Origin of the sequence: Pseudomonas sp. C6002, from assembly GCF_013385805.1 — a bacterium.
GTDB lineage: Bacteria > Pseudomonadota > Gammaproteobacteria > Pseudomonadales > Pseudomonadaceae > Aquipseudomonas.
On record NZ_JACAPH010000023.1, the window covers coordinates 83614 to 101362 of the forward strand.

Genomic DNA, 17749 nt, shown 5'->3' on the forward strand with positions numbered 1-17749 from the left:
GACCCGGAACTGGTGGGCGACGTACTGGCGGTAATCGAGGAATTGGCTCGCGAGGGCATGACCATGGTCATCGTCACCCATGAAATGAACTTCGCGTTCAAGCTTTCCGATCGTGTGGTGTTCATGGAAGGCGGCGAGATTATCCAGGACGCCGCACCGCGTGACATGCTCGAGCAACGCAGCGAACGCATGACCAAGTTCCTCAAAGACGTCCAACTGGCGTGAGCCCAAGGAGCCCCAACGTGAGCCAAGCCAAGGAACCCAGCCTGTCGCTGGCCGACCAGGTTGCCATCGAACTGCGCGAAGACATCATCGGCGGCCGCCTGCTGCCCGGCATGCCGCTGGTGGAAAGCGAACTGGTGAACGCCTACAACGCCTCGCGCAACACGGTGCGTGAAGCCTTGCACCACCTGGGCCGCGAAGGCCTGACCAGCTACGTGCGCAACAAAGGCGTGATCGTGCGCCGCCTGGGGGTGGAGGAAGTGCGTGACATCTTCAAGGTGCGACGCACCCTGGAACTGCAAGCCATCGCCGCCAGCAAGCCGCTGCGCGAGTACCAGTCCGACCTGATGCTGGAGTCCATCGAGGCTGCGCAACTGGCCCAGGACCGCGAGAACTGGCAAGCCTTCGGCACCCACAGCCTGCGCTTTCATCAACACATTGTCGGGCTGATGCGCAGCCCGTTGCTGGACGAGTTTTTTACCCATATTGCAGCCCAGATGCGCCTGGTGTTTTCCAACGCGCCCAGCGAGGAAACCTTCCAGAAGCCCTGGCTGGAGCGCGACCGGCAGATTCACGACTTGCTGGTTGACGGCCACAAGCAAGCCGCCGGCGAAGCCCTGGCCAGCTACCTCAATGACTCCGAATCGTTGCTGCTGGACATCCTGAGCAGCATTCCAAAACCCTGAAGCGAGGACCCACCATGTACAAGGACTACCCAGCGGCCTACCAAGTCAGCAAAGGCGCTGCCTTGCAGGTCGACAAAGCTTTCTATGACCGCGTGCGCGAGTCCCGGGACGGGCGCACCCTGATCGAGCAATTCGAAGTGCCGATCCGCACCGGCCGCGCCTGGAAAGTACCGGCAGGCCATGTGTTCCGCGTGACCACGCCGGTTGGCCCGCAGGTCGGCGACTTCAACGTGTGGAGCGCCAACGACCCCCGCGAACGCATGTGGGCATCGCGTACTCGCCAGCTGCAAGGCGCTCACGTCACCACCTACGACCGCCTGTGGTCGAACCTGCCGTTTCTGCGGCCGATGGTCACCATCACCGACGACAGCCTGGCCGACTATGGCATCGACGAACACGGCGGGCGCCTGCATGACTTGCTGGGCACGCGCTGCGACCCTTACGTGAACAAGATGCTCACCGGCGAAGACTTCCACCACCACTGCCACTCCAACCTGACCCGCGCCGTGCTGCCCCATGGCCTGACCGAGTTCGACGTGCATGACGTGCTGAACATTTTCCAGTGCACCGGCCTCAATCACGACGACATGTACTTCATGAAAGCCTGCCCGGCCAAGCAGGGCGACTATCTGGAGTTCTTCGCCGAAATCGACCTGCTGTGTGCCCTCTCCACCTGCCCCGGTGGAGACCTGTCGCTGCCGATGTGGGGCCCGGATGCGGAAGACCCGTTGAAGGTCTGCCGTCCGCTGGGGGTGGAAATCTACCGCCTCGACGACGCGCTGCTGGAGGGCTGGAAACAACCCGAACGCGCCGCCTATAACGGCAACCATGGCCTGTTGATTGCCAAGGCCGACTGGGAAAAGTAACGCGCAAACCCACACCTGGGGCGCCGCGCCTCAGGTGTTCTGCGCAATCCTGCGGCTGACAAAACTGAAGGCCAGTACGATAAAAATCAGCACGCCGGTTGCCACCTGCTGCCAGTAGAAGTTCCAGCCGATCAACAGCAAGCCATTGGCGATGACGTTGATGAACAGCACCCCCAGCAATGTGCCCGGAATATTCGCCCGCCCCTGGCGATTCAACGTGGTGCCGATAAACACCGCACCAATCGCATTCAGCAGGAACGCATTGCCCGACAGCGGCACATAGGCGCTCACCGTCGAACTGAGCAGGATCCCCGCCACCGCGCACGCCAGCGCCGCCGCCAGCACCGTAGTGGTGACGATGCGCCGCACCGACAACCCCGAGTAATACGCCAGCAGCGGCTGGGTACCCTGGGCCAGCAGTTCGCGCCCCAGGCGTCCACGGGCCAGCAGCAGGCCGTAGACCACGGCCAATACCAGCACGATCAACAGCGGCAAGGGCACGCCCAACGGGCTGAAGCTCGCCAGTTCCGGCTTGAAACCCTGGGCGATATAAATTGGCTGGCCGCCGTCCGAGAGCAGTTGCTGGGCACTGGTGCCGATAAACAAGGTGCCGAGGGTGGCCAGGAACGGGCTGATCCGCAGCCCCGCGATCAAGCCGGCATTGAACAGTCCTACCAGCAGCCCGGCGGCCAACGCACCGGCAATCGCCACACCCAGCCCGTGCCCGGCGTTAAGCAACACCACAAAGCTGAAGCTGGCGAAATCCAGCGCGGTGCCTACCGACAGATCGATGCCACCGGCCGCCACCGCATAGGTCATGCCGATCGCAACAATCGCCAGCAGCACGAAGTTATTCAGCACCAGGCTTTTCAGATTGCCGCCACTGAGAAACCCCGGGGCCTGCCAGGCAAACACCACCACGATGGCCACGAACACCAGCGGCAACGTCAGGGGCAACAGCGAACGCCAGCCGCCATGGGCTTGCAGGATGGATACCTGACTCATGAATGTTCTCCCCGGTTCAATGCGCTGGAAGCGGCGACCACCAGCAGAATCAGCACGCCCTGGACACCGTTGACCCAGAAGCTCGATACGTTGAGCAGCTGAAACCCGTTGATCAAAAAGCCGATCAACAGCGTCGCGAGCAAGGTGCCGGGGATGCTTGCCACCAGTCGCCGAGAAAACACCACGCCAAGAAAGGCTATGGCGACCACCGACAACAGCATGTCGCCGGAGCCGGTGGTGCTGCCGCTGAAAAATGCCGCTGAACACAAAGCCGCCACCGCGGCACACAGCCCAGACAGCAAATAACTGGAGAGTACGTAGGCCGGCACTCGAATCCCGGCGGCCTCGGCGGCGTGCGGGTACTCGCCGACGGCATGCAGGCGCAGCCCATAGGCGGTGTGCTGGATCAGCAGCGTCAACACAAAGGCCGTCACCAGCAACACCCAGGCGAGTGCCGGCACGCCCAGCCAGGTCCCGCCACTGAGCAGGTCGAGCAACGGTGAGTCAGTCGAGACCACGGTGTTTTCGGTGAGGACCAGCTCCAGCCCGGCCAGTACATTCATGCTTGCCAGCGTTGCGAGCAACGGTGGCAAGCGCAGCACCACCACGGCCAGGCCATTGAGCAGGCCCACCGCCAGGCCGCAACCCAAGGTCAGCAGCAGGCTTGCCCACAGGTCGAGGCCTGCGTTGTTGAGTCGACTGAACACGGCCGCGCACAAGCCCAAATTGGCCGCCAGCGACAGATCAAGCCCGCCCGCCACCACGTTGGAGCCGCCGCCGATAATCACGCAGGTCAGGCCAAAGGCAAGTACGCCGAGGATCGCCGACTGGCTGAACACATTCGCGATATTGCCGACTGAAAAGAAGTTCGGCGCGGCGACGGCAAAGCCCAGCAAAATCGCGAGGAATACGCCCACCGAGCCGCGCCGCAACAGCAGTACCCATAACCGTTGGGACAAGCCAGGAGTAGCAGCTTCAAGCAGGGACATGCGCCACCTCCTGTTTCACCTGCACAGCCACTGTGGACTGCACCGCCCCCGTGGCACACGCCAACAGTTGATCACTGTCCGCCTCACCGGCATGGAACTCCCCGGCTATTTCGCCTCGATGCAGCACCAGGATGCGGTCACAGATCCCCAGCAGCTCGGGCAAGTCCGAAGACAGCACCAGCACCGCTGCGCCCTCTTCCACCAGCCGCCCGATCACGCGATAAATCTCGACCTTGGCGCCGACGTCCACACCTACGCACGGTTCGTCCAACAGGTACACCGCCGAGCGCCGGCTCAGCCATTTGCCCAGGGCGACTTTCTGCTGGTTGCCGCCGCTGAGCTGGCTGACGGCAGCCTGCGGGCCCGGCGTCTTGATCGCCAACTCGTCGATCAGCCGCAGGCTTTCGGCCTGCTCCTTACGCTGGCTCAGTAACCCCCAGCGACTGAAACGCCCAAGCCCGGCGAGCGTGAGGTTTTCCAGCACCGACAGCAGCGGTGAAATCCCCTGGCTGCGGCGTTCTTCCGGCACCAGTGCAATCCCTTGGGCAATGGCTTCTCCGGGTGAACGCAGGCGCAACAAGCGCCCCTCCAGATGAATGCTGCCGCTGTCGGCGCGCACCACACCGAACAGGGTCTTGAGCAGGTCCTTGGCGCCCGAGCCGACCAGCCCGGTGAGGCCGACGATCTCGCCCCGACGCAATTCCAGGTCGATCTGCCGGTAGCGCCGGGCCAGGCTCAGCCCACGCACTTGCAGCAATGGTTCGCCGAGCTCGACCTGCGCCTTGGGGTACATCTCCTGGACCTCGCGGTTGACCATCAACCGCGCAATCTGCGCGCTGGAGGTGTGCCGTGGCTCAACCACGGCCACATCTCGACCATTGCGCAACACCGTCACTTCATCGCACAGGCTGTCGATTTCCTGCAGGTAATGGGAGATGTAGAGGATCGACAAACCCTGGTCCCGCAGGCGCTTGACGATCCGCAGCAACTGGTCGACTTCGCGCTTGACCAGCGCCACGCTGGGCTCGTCGAACACCAGGATCTTCGGCTGGCGAATCAACGCCCGGGTGATTTGCAGCACCTGGCGCTCGGCGCTGTTCAGCTCGCCTACCAACGCGTCGGCGGGCAGTTGCAGCTCAAAATATTCCGCCAGCAAACGTTCTGCCTCGCGCTGCTGCCGGCGCCGGTCGACAAACGGACCACGGCGTAATTCATGGCCGAAAAACAACGCCTCGCCCACGGTAAAACTCGCCGGCAACAGCCGCTCCTGATGGATGAACTGCACGCCCAGCGCGTCCACCTGGCGCGGCGACAGTGCGGCATACGGCTGGTCGTCAATGCTCACCTGCCCCGAGTCCGCTTTGTGGATCCCCGCCAGGACCTTGATCAAGGTCGACTTGCCGGCACCGTTCTCGCCAACCAGGCCGTGAATGGTGCCGCGCTCGACCTTCAGGCTCGCATCCTCCAGCGCCAGGGTGGCGCCGAAGCGTTTGCGCAGGTGCTGCAAGTGCAACGCGGCCATCAATCACCCCGCAGTTGCTGGACCTGCGCCAGGTTGGCGGCGGTGGTCAGCAGCGTCGGCACATGGGTTTCCTTGGGCAGGTCACGCTGCCCGGCCAGGTAGCGGGCCACGTTCTGCACAGCAGTCTTGCCGATCAGCGCCGGTTGCTGGGCGACTACCGCGCCCACCGGCGAATTGGCCTGGCCGAGCAGCTCCAGCACCTCCGGCGTACCGTCCACGCCGTAGGTCTTGATCTCGGTGCGCTNNCTTGCCCCCAGTTGCGGAATGTCCCACGCCGCCCAGATCGCCGAGACACTGCCGGCCGGGTACTTGTTGAGCAATGCGGACACCTGGGAATAGGCATCCTGCACGGTGTTGGGGATCACATCCCGCAGCTCCGGCTCGATGATTTCCAGTTGCGGGTGATCCTTGAGCGCCAGCTTCAACTGGTCGTAGCGAATCGCGCACACCGGCACGCCGTAGAAGCCGTTGAACACCAGGATCTTGCCCTTGCCGCCGGCATCCTTGATCAACTGATCGGCCAGGGCCTTGCCGGTGGCGACATTATCCGAGGTGGTGTTGTTGAGGCTGTACTGCGACGGCGCGTCGATGGTGAACAGCGGGATGCCGGCCTTGCTGATGCGCTTGAGCCACGGGTCGATCACGCTCAGGGTGCCGAGGGTCTGGATCACCGCATCGGGTTTCTGGGTGACCACGGTTTGCAGTTGGGTCACCAGGTTCTTGTCATTGCGCCCGGCGTCGAGGGTGATGGGCGTGCCGCCGAGGCGCTTGATCTCGTCGACCTGGGCCTGGAAGGCCTTGATATCGAAGTAGTGACTGGTGCCGGTCATGCTCACGGCAATGCGCTTGCCGGCCAGGGACGGCACCGCGTCATCGCCCTCGGCGGCCTGGGACACGGCGGCGTGGCCCAGCAACAACGCTGCGCCGAGCAAGATGTAACGTGAACGCGAGAAAAAGGTGCAAGGCATACAGGGCTCCGCTGAGCAACGGGTGAAAGGGTTCACCTGTGTGCATTGCAGAGCCCATGCCATAAATTATTTCGAATAAAATCAAGCAGATGAAAACATTGGATGACGTTGCGCTGTCCCGCCCAAACCACAACTGTCCGACTGCTGTTGCCCAGCCAACAGTTGGCCGGGAAATCCGGCCAGCCACCTCAGGCCGCCGGGTAAGCAAAGATCAGCTCGACCCTGATCCCGTTGGGGTCTTCGACAAACAATTGGTGCTCGAACAGCTCCGGCACCACCCGCTCGGTAAAAGGCAGCCCTAGCGTGTGCAGGCGTTGCCGGTGAGTTTCAAGGTCATTGCAGCGCAATGCAATGTGATCGAGCGCACTTGAGCCGTCGCCGGCAGCACGCACCCCAAGATACGTTTCAAGCTGCGCGGCGCTGCCCTGCAGGCTGGCGATATGCAGCAGCGGGCGACCTGCTGAATAAAGCCAACTGCCCGGAAAAGGAAACGCCGGGCGCCAGCCCTCCTCCAGGCCGAGGGCGTCACGATAGAAACTCACCGTCGCGTCGACATGCTCCGTGCGGAGCGTGAAGTGATCAAGGTAGTGAACGGTCATGTGCAGAGCCCTCCCGTCAGAGCGCACCCAACTGCTTCATCAGCGTCAGGTTGTCTTCGATGTGCCAGTTGGCGACGATCTTGCCCTTGCCGATCTGGTAAATGTCGGTGGCAATAAAGTCTACGACCTGCCCAGTGCCCTTGATCTGACCAAAGGAACCGGTGAAGTGCCCGCGAAAATGCAAATGTGCCACCACGCGGTCGCCGGCAATGATCATTTGCTCTACTTCACAGCTCAGGTCCGGCACCGCGCCGCGAAACGCACGGGAGGCCAGCAGCGGTCCCTCCGGCCCTTGTTTGCGCCCGGCGGGCGGTGTTTTATCGATGAAGTTGAGCGCCAGCGCTTCACGGGCCAGGCTCTCGTCACCGGTATTCCAGAAAGTGTCGTAACGCCGGGCGACAGTTTCCATGATCTTCAGTTGCGCGGCGGTCAGGCTCTTGTCCACCACCAGGACACCCGGCGTCACCAGTTCGGTGGTGGCAAACGCCACGCCGGAGAGGGTCAGGGCCAGGAATCCGGCGGCGATAAGGGGAATGGAACGTTGCATACGGGCACATCCTTTAAAGGCGAAGAGAACGAACTCAGATGGTTTCGCTTTCCCTGAGGCTGAGGGGGCTTTTCAAGGTGTATTGAGCGATGGCGTCCTTGCGCATGAACGCCACGCCGGGATGGCTGTTGGCGTACCGCAGAAACTCGTCCCAGACCCTGACCATTTGCGGCGTACCGCTGATGCGATCGTGGGCACTGATCGCCATCATGCGGCGTCGGCTTCCGGCTTCCAGGTAGAGCTGGTCGAACTCCAGCTTGACCTGTTGAAGGAATTTCGAGGGCGAGTAATTGCGCCCCTCAATCAACACGATGTCGTTGTTGCGCAGGGTATACGGGACCACGACAAAGTCCTTGCCATTGACCTGCTCGATAAACGGCTCATCGCGACTCACATCATCAATGTGATAGACGTAGCCCAGCTCCTGCAACAACGACAAGGTATTGGGCCCGCGCCGCAGCCAGTTGCAGTTGTAGCCGGTGACCGGCTGACCGGTGACGTCCTGCAACATGCTCGCGGCCTGGCGCAGGAAAGTGCGCTCTTCATCCCGGCTCATGGCAAATTGCGAGCTCCAGTGCGGGCCATGCCCCGAGGCTTCGTGCCCACGGGCGACGATCTCCCGGGCCAGCGCTGGGTTGCGCTTTACGGCGTCGCCGATCATGTGGCAGGTGACTTTCACCCCATGCCGGTCCCAGAGATCAAGCATCCGCGGAATACCTTCACGGTAGCCATAGGCAAACCAGGTATTGGTGGCCACATCCTCCGGAACACTGTCGGGAAAATCCACGTGGGGAAACGGACTGTCAGTGCCCTTGAGCGGTTGGCCGCCTGCCTCGAATTGCATGGAAATGGACACCACCAGCCGGGTGTCCCCTGGCCAGAAACGCCCGATTGCCTTGCCGGCAGTCGCCGCGGGGGCAGCGTTGCCCGGCCCTGTCACCGCAGCTTTGGCAGCGGCCGGGCCGAGCAGCGATCCTGCGGCCAGAACAGCAGCACCTGCGCCGGCCTGGGCGAGGAAAGTACGACGATGCGGGTTATCGGTTTTGTCCATGTTGGTTCACCTCATACTGAATTCAGGGGATCAGGCAATCGCTGCAGGCCGGGTGGCTTTACCCGCGCCTTCCTGGGAAACAATGAACAGCACACCGAGCAATGGAATCGCCGCAGCCGCAAACGGAATCGCCGCCGCGCCCCAGTGGCTGTCCACCACGATGCCGCCGATGATGCCGCCCAGGGCGTTGGCCAGGTTGAAGGCCGAGATATTCGCCGTGGCAGCCAGCTCCGGGGCCTTGCCGCCGTGCTTCATCACGCGCATTTGCATGGATGGCACGTTGGCGAACGAGGCGATACCGAAGAGGAACGCGGTCACCAGGAACGGCCACTTGTAGGGCGCCACAAGGCCTGCGGCGATCAGTGTCACGATCATCGCCGCCGGCCAGAACATCAGCGAAAAGCGCAAGTTGGCGTCTGCGGTACGCGCCCCGAGACTGTTGCCGACTACCAGGCCAATGCCGACCACGACCAGCACAGCGGTCAGCATCGTCGAATCAAACCCGGCCACCTGTTCGGCGATCGGCGCGATATAGCCATAAAAGGCCATGAACCCGGCCCAGCCGAGCACCGTGAACATCAGACTGGCCAGCAGGTTGCGGTTACGGAACACCGCCAACTGGTTGATCAACGACACTGACTGCTCGGTGCCCTGGCGCTTGATCGACACAATGATTGCCAGCAACGCGAGCACGCCCAACGCGGCGACTATCAGGAATGCGGTGCTCCAGCCATATTGATTGCCAATCCACGAGCCGGCGGGAACGCCCAGCACGTTGGCCAACGTCAGCCCGGCAAACATCTGGCCGACGGCGCGGCCTTCCATGCCGCTGGCCACCAGGCGCGTCGCGACCACCGCGCCGATCCCGTAGAACGGCCCCTGGGTCAGCCCGGCAATCGCCCGGCTGACCAGCAACACGCTGTAGTCGCTGCTGAGGGCAGTCATTACGTTGGCGCCGACGAACACCGCCATCAACAACCACAGCACCGTGCGTTTTTCGTAGCGCGAGAGCCAGATGGTCAGCACCGGGCCTCCGACCACGATGGCCAGCGCGTAGGCGGTAATCAGGCTGCCAGCCTGCCCTTCGCTGATGTTCAAGCTGTGGGAGACCTGGGTCAGTAATCCGGCAATCACGAACTCGGCGGTGCCGATGGCGAAAGCCGCCAGGGTCAGCACCCAGACCTGGATGGGCATTTTCGAAGAATTGGATGACATGTCAGTCACTCCGATGGTTAACGATGGATGCAAAACTAGTTCTTTTGGCTTAACTTGATAATTGAGTCGAAATCAAAAACCACTTTCGGAAATACCGAACAATGCTGCTGAAGAACCTTGAGTTGTTTTTGCTGATTGTGGAAAAAGGCGGGTTGTCGGCAGCGGGTAGAGAGCTGGGACTGTCACCCGCCTCTGTCTCGGAAAGGCTCGCGCAGTTGGAGGGTTTCTATGGCGCCAGCCTGCTCAACCGCACCACCCGGGCGATCAACCTGACGGACGAAGGCCGCTTGCTGGTGGAAGGCGCCCGCCGCTTGCTGGCAGAGGCCAACGAGCTGCACAGCAGCATTCGCCATGGCACCCACACCCTGTCCGGGCCGATTCGCCTCAGCGCCCCGGAAGACCTCGGGCGCCAATACATCGAACCGATCCTCGCCGCATTCATGCTGGAGCATCCCGAGATCAGCATTGACCTGAACCTGAGCGACGGCTACGCCGATCCGGTGAGCCAGGGCATCGATTTCGCGGTGCGCTACGGCGAGCTGGCGGACAGCACCCTGCATGCCAGGCCGATTGGCGAAAACCGTCGCGTGCTGTGTGCGTCACCCCACTACCTGGCGCTCAATGGTACGCCCCGACACCCCGAGGATCTGGCGCGCCACGAGTGCCTGGTGATGCGCTTCGGCATCAATATTTCGCGGGAATGGACCTTCAAGCGGCACGGGCACGCCCATCGGGTGCTGGTCCAGGGCCGGCGGGTGGCGAACGACGGTGCGCTGGTACGCCAGTGGTGCCTGGCGGGCCATGGCATTTGCCTGAAATCGGTGTGGGACGTGCGCGCCGACCTTGAGGCCGGGCGATTGGTCGAGCTGCTGGCTGACTATGATTTGGGTAGTACCGCGCTGAACATCATCTATCCGCCGACACGGGTTCAACCGCGCCGTGTCAGGGTGTTGATCGAGCGGATAGTGGATGAGCTGTCGCTGCACGATCATTCAATATCCGGCCAGCCGTTAGGCCTAACTTAAGGCTCCAATGTCCTGAAACCCTGGAACCTAAAATGCCCGCCTCCCACGCTTCGACGAATTACGCCTCGATCAACTTCGCCCAGAAATACGCCCTGTTCAGCGAGCAATGGGCGCCCAAGGTCGTCGCGCAGATGAACGACTACCAGTTCAAGGTGGTGAAGATTGAAGGTGACTTCATCTGGCACGACCATGCCGACACCGATGAAACCTTTATCGTCCTCGAAGGCACCCTGCGCATCGACTTCCGCGACGGCGCGGTGACCATCGGCCAAGGGGAAATGTACGTGGTGCCCAAGGGCGTCGAGCACAAGCCGCACGCATTGGGTGAGGTGAAGTTGCTGTTGATCGAACCCTGCGGCGTGCTGAACACCGGCAGCGAGGGTGGCGAGCGCACGGCAATCAACGACGTGTGGATTTAGCACCTTCCGGCGTTGCCTGTTTGGGCTAGTCTTTACCTCACAGTTACTCCAGACCAGGAGCACGCGTGATGAACAGGCAGCTCAGGAAAACCTCAGCCCTCGTGATTGCCCTGATGGCGTTGATGGGCAACGTCTACGCTGGCACTGGCGCCTGCCCGCCCACCCATGCCCTTAAAGACGCGTTCAAAAAGACGCCGACCGGGGAAGTGGTCGCCTACACCGCGTCCGGCCCGGACGGTCGGCAATGGACCGGGCAAAACCCGATGACAGAGCAGAAGGACCTGCACCAGGTCCACTTTGAAAAGGCGGTGATCCAAAGCAGCCAGGGCCAGTCGTCTGTGGCATGCCACTACCTGGATTAGAACCATGAACCGGTAAGCATGACCCTGAAAAACCAGGTCAATGCCAGGCCTCTGGGCAGCGCATGGTCAGGCAACGAATGCACGGCAACCAACCCGGCGCTCTGTACATTTGAATAGCAGACACGCCCGACAATTTATGCGGCACGCTGTTCCTTGCATCTTGCGCAACAGTCCTTTGTCATCAACAGCATTGATAGCTCCCTAACGAAAGCCCCATGCTAGAGGGCTCGCTTTACGCTTATATCATTCCGAATGATAGTTACCTTTGTTTCATTCGATTCGTGAGATAGCACCCTGCCGAGCATGATCCGCCCATCTTAAATACATTGGCGGATGCACCTCATGGAACAGTCACTCAAACATTTGCGCTATCCCTTGGCCATTTTGGCCGTGATGGTGATGAGCGCCTGCGGCAAAGCGCCCGAACAGGCAGCCGCCATGCCACCAAGCCACGTCAGCGTGGCCAAGGTGCTGGAACAACCGGTCAATGAGTGGGACGAATTCACCGGCCGGCTCGAAGCGCCGGAAACCGTGCAGATCCGTCCGCGCGTATCGGGCCAGATAGATCAGGTCGCCTTCACCGAAGGTGCCTTGGTCAAGAAAGGCGACCTGTTGTTCCAGATCGACCCACGCCCATTCCAGGCCGAAGTGCGCCGCCTCGAAGCACAACTCGCACAAACCAAGGCCGCCGCCACCCGCAGCGATAACGAAGCCCAGCGCGGCGAACGCCTGCGCCAGAGCAATGCGATCTCCGCCGAACTGGCCGACTCGCGCACCACCGCCGCCCAGGAAGCCCATGCGACTGTCGCCGGCATCCAGGCGCAGTTGGACCTGGCCAAGCTGAACCTGAGCTTCACCCGTGTCAGCTCGCCCATCAGCGGCCGCGTCAGCCGTGCCGAGATCACCGCCGGCAACCTGGTGACCGCCGATGTCACCGCGCTGACCAGCGTGGTGTCCACCGACAAGGTCTACGCCTACTTCGACGCCGATGAGCGTGTGTACCTCAAGTACACCGAACTCGCGCGCCAGGGTCGCCGTGGCGCGACTACCCCGGTGTACCTGGGCCTGTCCAATGAAGACGGCAACCCGCACCTGGGCCAGATGAACTTCGTCGACAACCAGGTCAACCCGGCTACCGGCACCATTCGTGGTCGCGCCGTGTTTGATAACAGCAAGGGCGAATACACCCCAGGCCTGTATGCGCGCCTGAAGCTGGTAGGCAGTGGCACCTACTCCGCCGTGCTGATCAGCGACGAAGCCGTGGGCACCGACCTGGGCAAGAAATTCGTGCTGGTGATGGACGGCGACAAGCCTGCCTACCGCGCGGTGGAACTGGGTCCGAAGATCGAAGGTTTGCGCATCGTGCGCAGCGGCCTGACCAAGGACGACACGATCATCGTCAAGGGTTTGCAGCGCGTTCGCCCGGGGTCGCCGGTTGCACCGGAAACCATCCCGATGGCCAGCAAGGAAACCCTCGCCGCCTTGGCACAACAACGACAAGCGCTTGAAGCCAGCAACCTGGAGCAAGTGGCGCCGGATAAAGCCGCGCCCAAGCTCGCAAGTACAGCGACTCCACGCGGTTAAGGGATACGACTCAAGATGAATTTTTCCAAGTTCTTCATTTCGCGGCCGATCTTCGCAGCGGTGCTGTCGCTGTTGATCCTGATCGCCGGCGCGATTTCACTGTTCCAGCTACCGATCAGTGAATACCCGGAAGTGGTGCCGCCGACCGTCGTGGTCCGTGCCAACTTCCCGGGCGCCAACCCCAAGGTCATCGGTGAGACCGTGGCCGCGCCCCTGGAGCAAGCCATCACCGGCGTCGAGAATATGCTGTACATGTCCTCGCAATCGACCGCCGACGGCAAGCTGACCCTGACCATCACCTTCGCCCTGGGCACCGACCTGGACAACGCGCAGGTACAGGTGCAGAACCGGGTAACCCGGACTCAGCCCAAACTGCCTGAGGAAGTGACGCGCATCGGTATTACCGTGGACAAGGCCTCTCCCGACCTGACCATGGTGGTGCACATCACCTCCCCCGACCAGCGCTATAACATGCTCTACCTGTCCAACTACGCGATCCTCAATATCAAGGATGAGCTGGCACGGCTGGGCGGCGTGGGTGATGTGCAGCTGTTCGGCATGGGCGATTACTCCCTGCGTGTGTGGCTGGACCCGAACAAGACCGCCTCGCGCAACCTGACCGCCACCGACGTGGTCACGGCCATTCGCGAACAGAACCGCCAGGTGGCGGCCGGTGCCTTGGGCGCGCAACCTGCGCCGAATGACACCAGCTTCCAGCTGTCGGTCAACACCCAGGGCCGACTGGTCACTGAGGAAGAGTTCGAGAATATCGTCATCCGTGCCGGCGCCAACGGCGAAATCACGCGTTTGAAGGATATTGCACGGGTTGAGCTGGGTTCCAGCCAGTACGCCCTGCGCTCGTTGATCGACAACCAGCCGGCCGTGGCGATCCCGATCTTCCAGCGCCCGGGCTCCAACGCAATCGACATCTCCAATGAAGTGCGCGCCAAGATGGCGGAGCTGAAACAGAGCTTCCCGGAGGGCATGGATTACCGCATCGCCTATGACCCTACCGTCTTCGTACGTGGCTCCATCGAGGCCGTGGTTCACACCCTGTTCGAAGCACTGATCCTGGTGGTGCTGGTGGTGATCCTGTTCCTGCAGACCTGGCGTGCGTCGATCATTCCATTGGTGGCGGTGCCGGTATCGTTGATCGGTACCTTTGCGGTGATGCACCTGTTTGGCTTCTCGCTCAACGCGCTGTCGCTGTTCGGGCTGGTGTTGGCGATCGGTATCGTGGTGGACGACGCCATCGTGGTGGTGGAGAACGTCGAACGGAACATCGAATTGGGCCTGGAACCGTTCCCGGCCACTGAAAAGGCCATGAGCGAAGTAACCGGCCCGATCATCGCGACCGCGCTGGTACTGTGTGCGGTGTTCATTCCAGCGGCATTTATCAGCGGCTTGACCGGCCAGTTCTACAAGCAGTTCGCCTTGACCATTGCGATCTCGACCGTGATCTCGGCGTTCAACTCGCTGACCCTGTCGCCCGCACTGGCAGCGGTATTGCTCAAAGGCCACAACGCTCCGAAAGACGGGTTCTCCAGGTTCCTCGACAGGATGCTGGGCGGCTGGTTGTTCAAACCGTTCAACCGCTTCTTCGACAAGGCCAGCCATGGTTACGTCGGCACGGTACGCAGGGTGATCCGCGGCAGTGGTATCGCGCTGTTCCTGTACGCCGGCCTGATGGTCCTGACCTGGATGGGCTTTGCCCACACGCCGACCGGTTTCGTACCGGCCCAGGACAAGCAATACCTGGTGGCCTTCGCGCAATTGCCGGACGCCGCGAGCCTGGACCGTACCGAAGACGTGATCAAGCGCATGTCCGACATCGCCATGAAACAGCCCGGCGTGGAAAGCGCGATCGCCTTCCCCGGCTTGTCGATCAACGGTTTTACCAACAGCCCGAACAACGGCATCGTGTTCGTGACCTTGAAGCCGTTCGATGAGCGTAAAGACCCGAGCCTGTCTGCCGGTGCGATCGCCGGTGCACTGAATGGCAAGTACAGCAGCATCCAGGAAGCCTACATGGCGATCTTCCCACCGCCGCCGGTACAGGGCCTGGGTACGATCGGCGGGTTCCGCCTGCAGGTCGAAGACCGTGGCAACCTGGGTTACGACGAGCTGTACAAAGAAGTGCAGAACATCATTACCAAGAGCCGTGGCGTGCCTGAGTTGTTCGGCCTGTTCACCAGCTACACGGTCAACGTGCCCCAGGTCGATGCTGCCATCGACCGCGAAAAGGCCAAGACCCATGGCGTGGCGATCAGCGACATCTTCGACACCCTGCAGATCTACCTGGGCTCGTTGTATGCCAACGACTTCAACCGCTTCGGGCGCACCTATCAGGTCAATGTGCAGGCTGAGCAACAGTTCCGCCAGGATGAAGACCAGATCGGGCAGCTGAAAGTGCGCAACAACAAAGGCGAGATGATTCCCCTGGCGACCTTCATCAAGGTCAGCGACACCTCGGGCCCGGACCGCGTGATGCACTACAACGGCTTCATCACCGCCGAGATCAACGGCAACGCCGCACCGGGCTACAGCTCCGGCCAGGCCCAGGCGGCGATCGAGAAACTGTTGAAAGACGAACTGCCCAACGGCATGACCTACGAGTGGACCGACCTGACCTATCAGCAAATCCTCTCGGGCAACACTGCGCTGTTCGTGTTCCCGCTCTGCGTACTGCTGGCGTTCCTGGTACTGGCCGCCCAATACGAAAGCTGGAGCCTGCCACTGGCGGTGATCCTGATCGTACCGATGACCCTGCTGTCGGCCATCACCGGGGTGATTATCTCTGGCGGCGACAACAACATCTTTACCCAGATCGGCCTGATCGTCCTGGTGGGCCTGGCCTGTAAGAACGCGATTCTGATCGTCGAGTTCGCCAAGGATAAACAGCAGGAAGGCCTCGATCCGCTCGCTGCGGTACTGGAAGCCTGCCGTCTGCGTCTGCGGCCGATCCTGATGACCTCGTTCGCCTTCATCATGGGTGTAGTGCCTCTGGTGATGTCCAGCGGTGCCGGTGCCGAGATGCGCCATGCCATGGGTGTGGCGGTGTTCTCCGGGATGATCGGCGTGACCTTCTTCGGTCTGCTGCTGACGCCAGTGTTCTATGTACTGATCCGCCGGTTTGTTGAACGCGGTGAAGCGCGCAAAGCGGCCAAGGCCTTGAAGCTGGAGACACAGCAATGAGCGTGAAAGTATTTTTGCCGAGCTTGCTGGTACTGGCGCTGAGCGCCTGTGCCGTGGGCCCGGACTATAAAACCCAGCCACTGGAGGCGGCCAACGTAACGGCCGCCGCCGACGCCAAGCAATACGACCACGGTAAGTTCGAAGGCATCTGGTGGCAGCAGTTCGAGGACCCGACCCTTAACCAGCTGGTGACTCAATCCCTGCAAGGCAACCGTGACCTGCGGGTGGCATTTGCCCGCCTGCGGGCGGCCCGGGCGATTCGTGACGACGCTGCCAATGACGTGATGCCGGTGATCACCAGCCGTGTCAGCAGCGATGTGGGCAAAGGCCAGATCCCCGGCCAGACCACCCAACGTGTCAACAGCGAGCGTTATGACCTGGGCCTGGACATGGCCTGGGAAGTGGACTTGTTCGGGCGCATCCGCCGCAACCTCGAGGCCAGCGACGCTGACCAACAGGTTGCCGAAGCTGACTTGTATCAGCTGCAAGTCACGATGATTGCCGAGCTGGTGGACGCTTACGGTCAACTGCGGGGCGCGCAACTGCGCGAGAAAATCGCGGTGGCCAACCTGAAGAACCAGGAAGACTCACGCGGTATCACGGTCAGCCTGCGGGACGCCGGTGTGGGCGATCAACTCGATGTGGTACGGGCCGATGCGCGTCTGGCGGCTGTAGAAGCCAGTGTGCCGCAGCTGCAGGCCGAGGAAGTTCGCGAGCGTAATCGTATCGCTACCCTGCTCGGTGAGCGGCCGGACAAGTTGAGCGTGGATTTGAGCCCGAAAGATTTGCCGGCGATTGCCAAGGCGTTGCCGATTGGTGATCCGGGGCAACTGCTGCAACGTCGTCCGGACATTCTCAGTGCCGAGCGTAAGTTGGCAGCCGCCACGGCGCGGATTGGGGTGGCCAAGGCTGATCTGTTTCCGCGGGTGAGCCTCAGTGGGTTCCTCGGGTTTACCGCTGGGCGGGGTTCGCAGATTGGGTCGGCGGCGGCAAATGCCTGGTCGTTGGGTCCGAGCATTACCTGGGCGGCGTTTGACCTGGGCAGTGTGCGGGCAAGGCTGCGTGGTGCGGATGCTGAGGCGGATGGTGCTCTGGCGAGCTATGAGCAGCAGGTGTTGCTGGCGCTGGAAGAATCGGAGAATGCCTTCAGTGATTACGGTAAGCGCCAACAGCGGTTGGTTTCGCTGATTCGTCAGAGTGAGTCGAGCCGGGCTGCTGCGGATCTGGCGGAAATTCGTTACCGCGAAGGGACGGTGGATTTCCTGGTGTTGCTGGACGCGCAACGTGAGCGTTTGGCTGCCGAGGATTCGCAGGCTCAGGCCGAGGTGGATCTGTATCGTGGGATCGTCGCGATTTACAAGGCGTTGGGGGGTGGGTGGCAGCCGAGTACCACCATTGCCAGTGCCAAGTGATCTGATTTAAAGAGCTCCTTTGGTTGGTCGCATCCAGCCAATTTTTAGCCCCGTGCCGTCATTCGGTCGCGGGGCTTTTTTT

The 17749-nt window shown here is 61.7% G+C and carries 16 protein-coding genes and 1 pseudogene; 9 read left to right on the forward strand and 8 right to left on the reverse strand.

Going from position 1 to position 17749, the window contains the following annotated elements; genetic code table 11:
- The 3 genes and pseudogenes from HX817_RS31385 to HX817_RS16335 form a co-directional block, all read left to right on the forward strand.
- Positions 1-225, forward strand: a pseudogene (locus HX817_RS31385) (amino acid ABC transporter permease/ATP-binding protein); the annotation flags it as partial.
- 17 nt (positions 226-242) lie between these two features.
- The gene (locus HX817_RS16330) at positions 243-908 is read left to right on the forward strand and encodes a GntR family transcriptional regulator (protein ID WP_003210850.1); all 666 of its coding nucleotides are present in this window, start codon (positions 243-245) and stop codon (positions 906-908) included.
- A 14-nt stretch (positions 909-922) separates the two neighbouring features.
- Positions 923-1774, forward strand: a complete 852-nt coding sequence (locus HX817_RS16335) for a DUF1989 domain-containing protein (protein WP_177040591.1) — start codon at positions 923-925, stop codon at positions 1772-1774.
- Between the two features lie 30 nt (positions 1775-1804).
- Here HX817_RS16335 and HX817_RS16340 read toward each other — a convergent pair whose 3' ends face one another.
- From HX817_RS16340 to HX817_RS16375, 8 genes are all read right to left on the reverse strand, one after another.
- Entirely contained in the window at positions 1805-2779 is a 975-nt protein-coding gene (locus HX817_RS16340) for an ABC transporter permease (protein WP_177021728.1), read from the reverse strand.
- On the reverse strand, positions 2776-3768 hold the full coding sequence (locus tag HX817_RS16345) for an ABC transporter permease (protein WP_102369138.1): 993 nt from the start codon (positions 3766-3768) through the stop codon (positions 2776-2778). Before HX817_RS16345 ends, HX817_RS16340 begins: the two co-directional genes overlap by 4 nt.
- A complete protein-coding gene (locus HX817_RS16350; protein WP_177040592.1) occupies positions 3755-5290 on the reverse strand; it encodes a sugar ABC transporter ATP-binding protein in 1536 nt (511 codons plus the stop codon). The genes HX817_RS16345 and HX817_RS16350 overlap by 14 nt, the downstream gene beginning before the upstream one ends.
- A complete protein-coding gene (locus HX817_RS16355; protein WP_177040593.1) occupies positions 5290-6258 on the reverse strand; it encodes a sugar ABC transporter substrate-binding protein in 969 nt (322 codons plus the stop codon). Before HX817_RS16355 ends, HX817_RS16350 begins: the two co-directional genes overlap by 1 nt.
- Before the next feature lie 188 nt (positions 6259-6446).
- Positions 6447-6857 carry a VOC family protein gene (locus HX817_RS16360; RefSeq protein WP_177021731.1) on the reverse strand — a complete coding sequence of 137 codons (411 nt, stop codon included), beginning with the start codon at positions 6855-6857 and terminating at the stop codon, positions 6447-6449.
- 16 nt (positions 6858-6873) lie between these two features.
- The gene (locus tag HX817_RS16365) at positions 6874-7404 is read right to left on the reverse strand and encodes an ester cyclase (protein ID WP_177021732.1); all 531 of its coding nucleotides are present in this window, start codon (positions 7402-7404) and stop codon (positions 6874-6876) included.
- Between the two features lie 34 nt (positions 7405-7438).
- The gene (locus tag HX817_RS16370; protein ID WP_177021733.1) at positions 7439-8455 is read right to left on the reverse strand and encodes a polysaccharide deacetylase family protein; all 1017 of its coding nucleotides are present in this window, start codon (positions 8453-8455) and stop codon (positions 7439-7441) included.
- 30 nt (positions 8456-8485) lie between these two features.
- A complete protein-coding gene (locus HX817_RS16375; RefSeq protein WP_177009928.1) occupies positions 8486-9670 on the reverse strand; it encodes an MFS transporter in 1185 nt (394 codons plus the stop codon).
- A 101-nt stretch (positions 9671-9771) separates the two neighbouring features.
- On the opposite strand from HX817_RS16375, the gene HX817_RS16380 reads away from it, so the two are divergent.
- The 6 genes from HX817_RS16380 to HX817_RS16405 all read left to right on the forward strand — a co-directional run bounded on the left by HX817_RS16380 (position 9772) and on the right by HX817_RS16405 (position 17667).
- Positions 9772-10695 (forward strand): LysR family transcriptional regulator, encoded by a 924-nt coding sequence (locus HX817_RS16380; RefSeq protein ID WP_177009927.1) that lies wholly within the window; start codon positions 9772-9774, stop codon positions 10693-10695.
- A gap of 32 nt (positions 10696-10727) precedes the next feature.
- Positions 10728-11114 carry a cupin domain-containing protein gene (locus tag HX817_RS16385; protein ID WP_177009926.1) on the forward strand — a complete coding sequence of 129 codons (387 nt, stop codon included), beginning with the start codon at positions 10728-10730 and terminating at the stop codon, positions 11112-11114.
- A 68-nt stretch (positions 11115-11182) separates the two neighbouring features.
- Entirely contained in the window at positions 11183-11476 is a 294-nt protein-coding gene (locus HX817_RS16390; protein ID WP_177040594.1) for a DUF3757 domain-containing protein, read from the forward strand.
- Between the two features lie 342 nt (positions 11477-11818).
- A complete protein-coding gene (mexE, locus tag HX817_RS16395; RefSeq protein WP_008433857.1) occupies positions 11819-13060 on the forward strand; it encodes a multidrug efflux RND transporter periplasmic adaptor subunit MexE in 1242 nt (413 codons plus the stop codon).
- Positions 13061-13075: 15 nt separating this feature from the next.
- Positions 13076-16255 (forward strand): efflux RND transporter permease subunit, encoded by a 3180-nt coding sequence (locus HX817_RS16400; RefSeq protein ID WP_003210869.1) that lies wholly within the window; start codon positions 13076-13078, stop codon positions 16253-16255.
- Positions 16252-17667 carry an efflux transporter outer membrane subunit gene (locus HX817_RS16405; RefSeq protein WP_177009924.1) on the forward strand — a complete coding sequence of 472 codons (1416 nt, stop codon included), beginning with the start codon at positions 16252-16254 and terminating at the stop codon, positions 17665-17667. The genes HX817_RS16400 and HX817_RS16405 overlap by 4 nt, the downstream gene beginning before the upstream one ends.
- Positions 17668-17749: the final 82 nt, after the last annotated feature.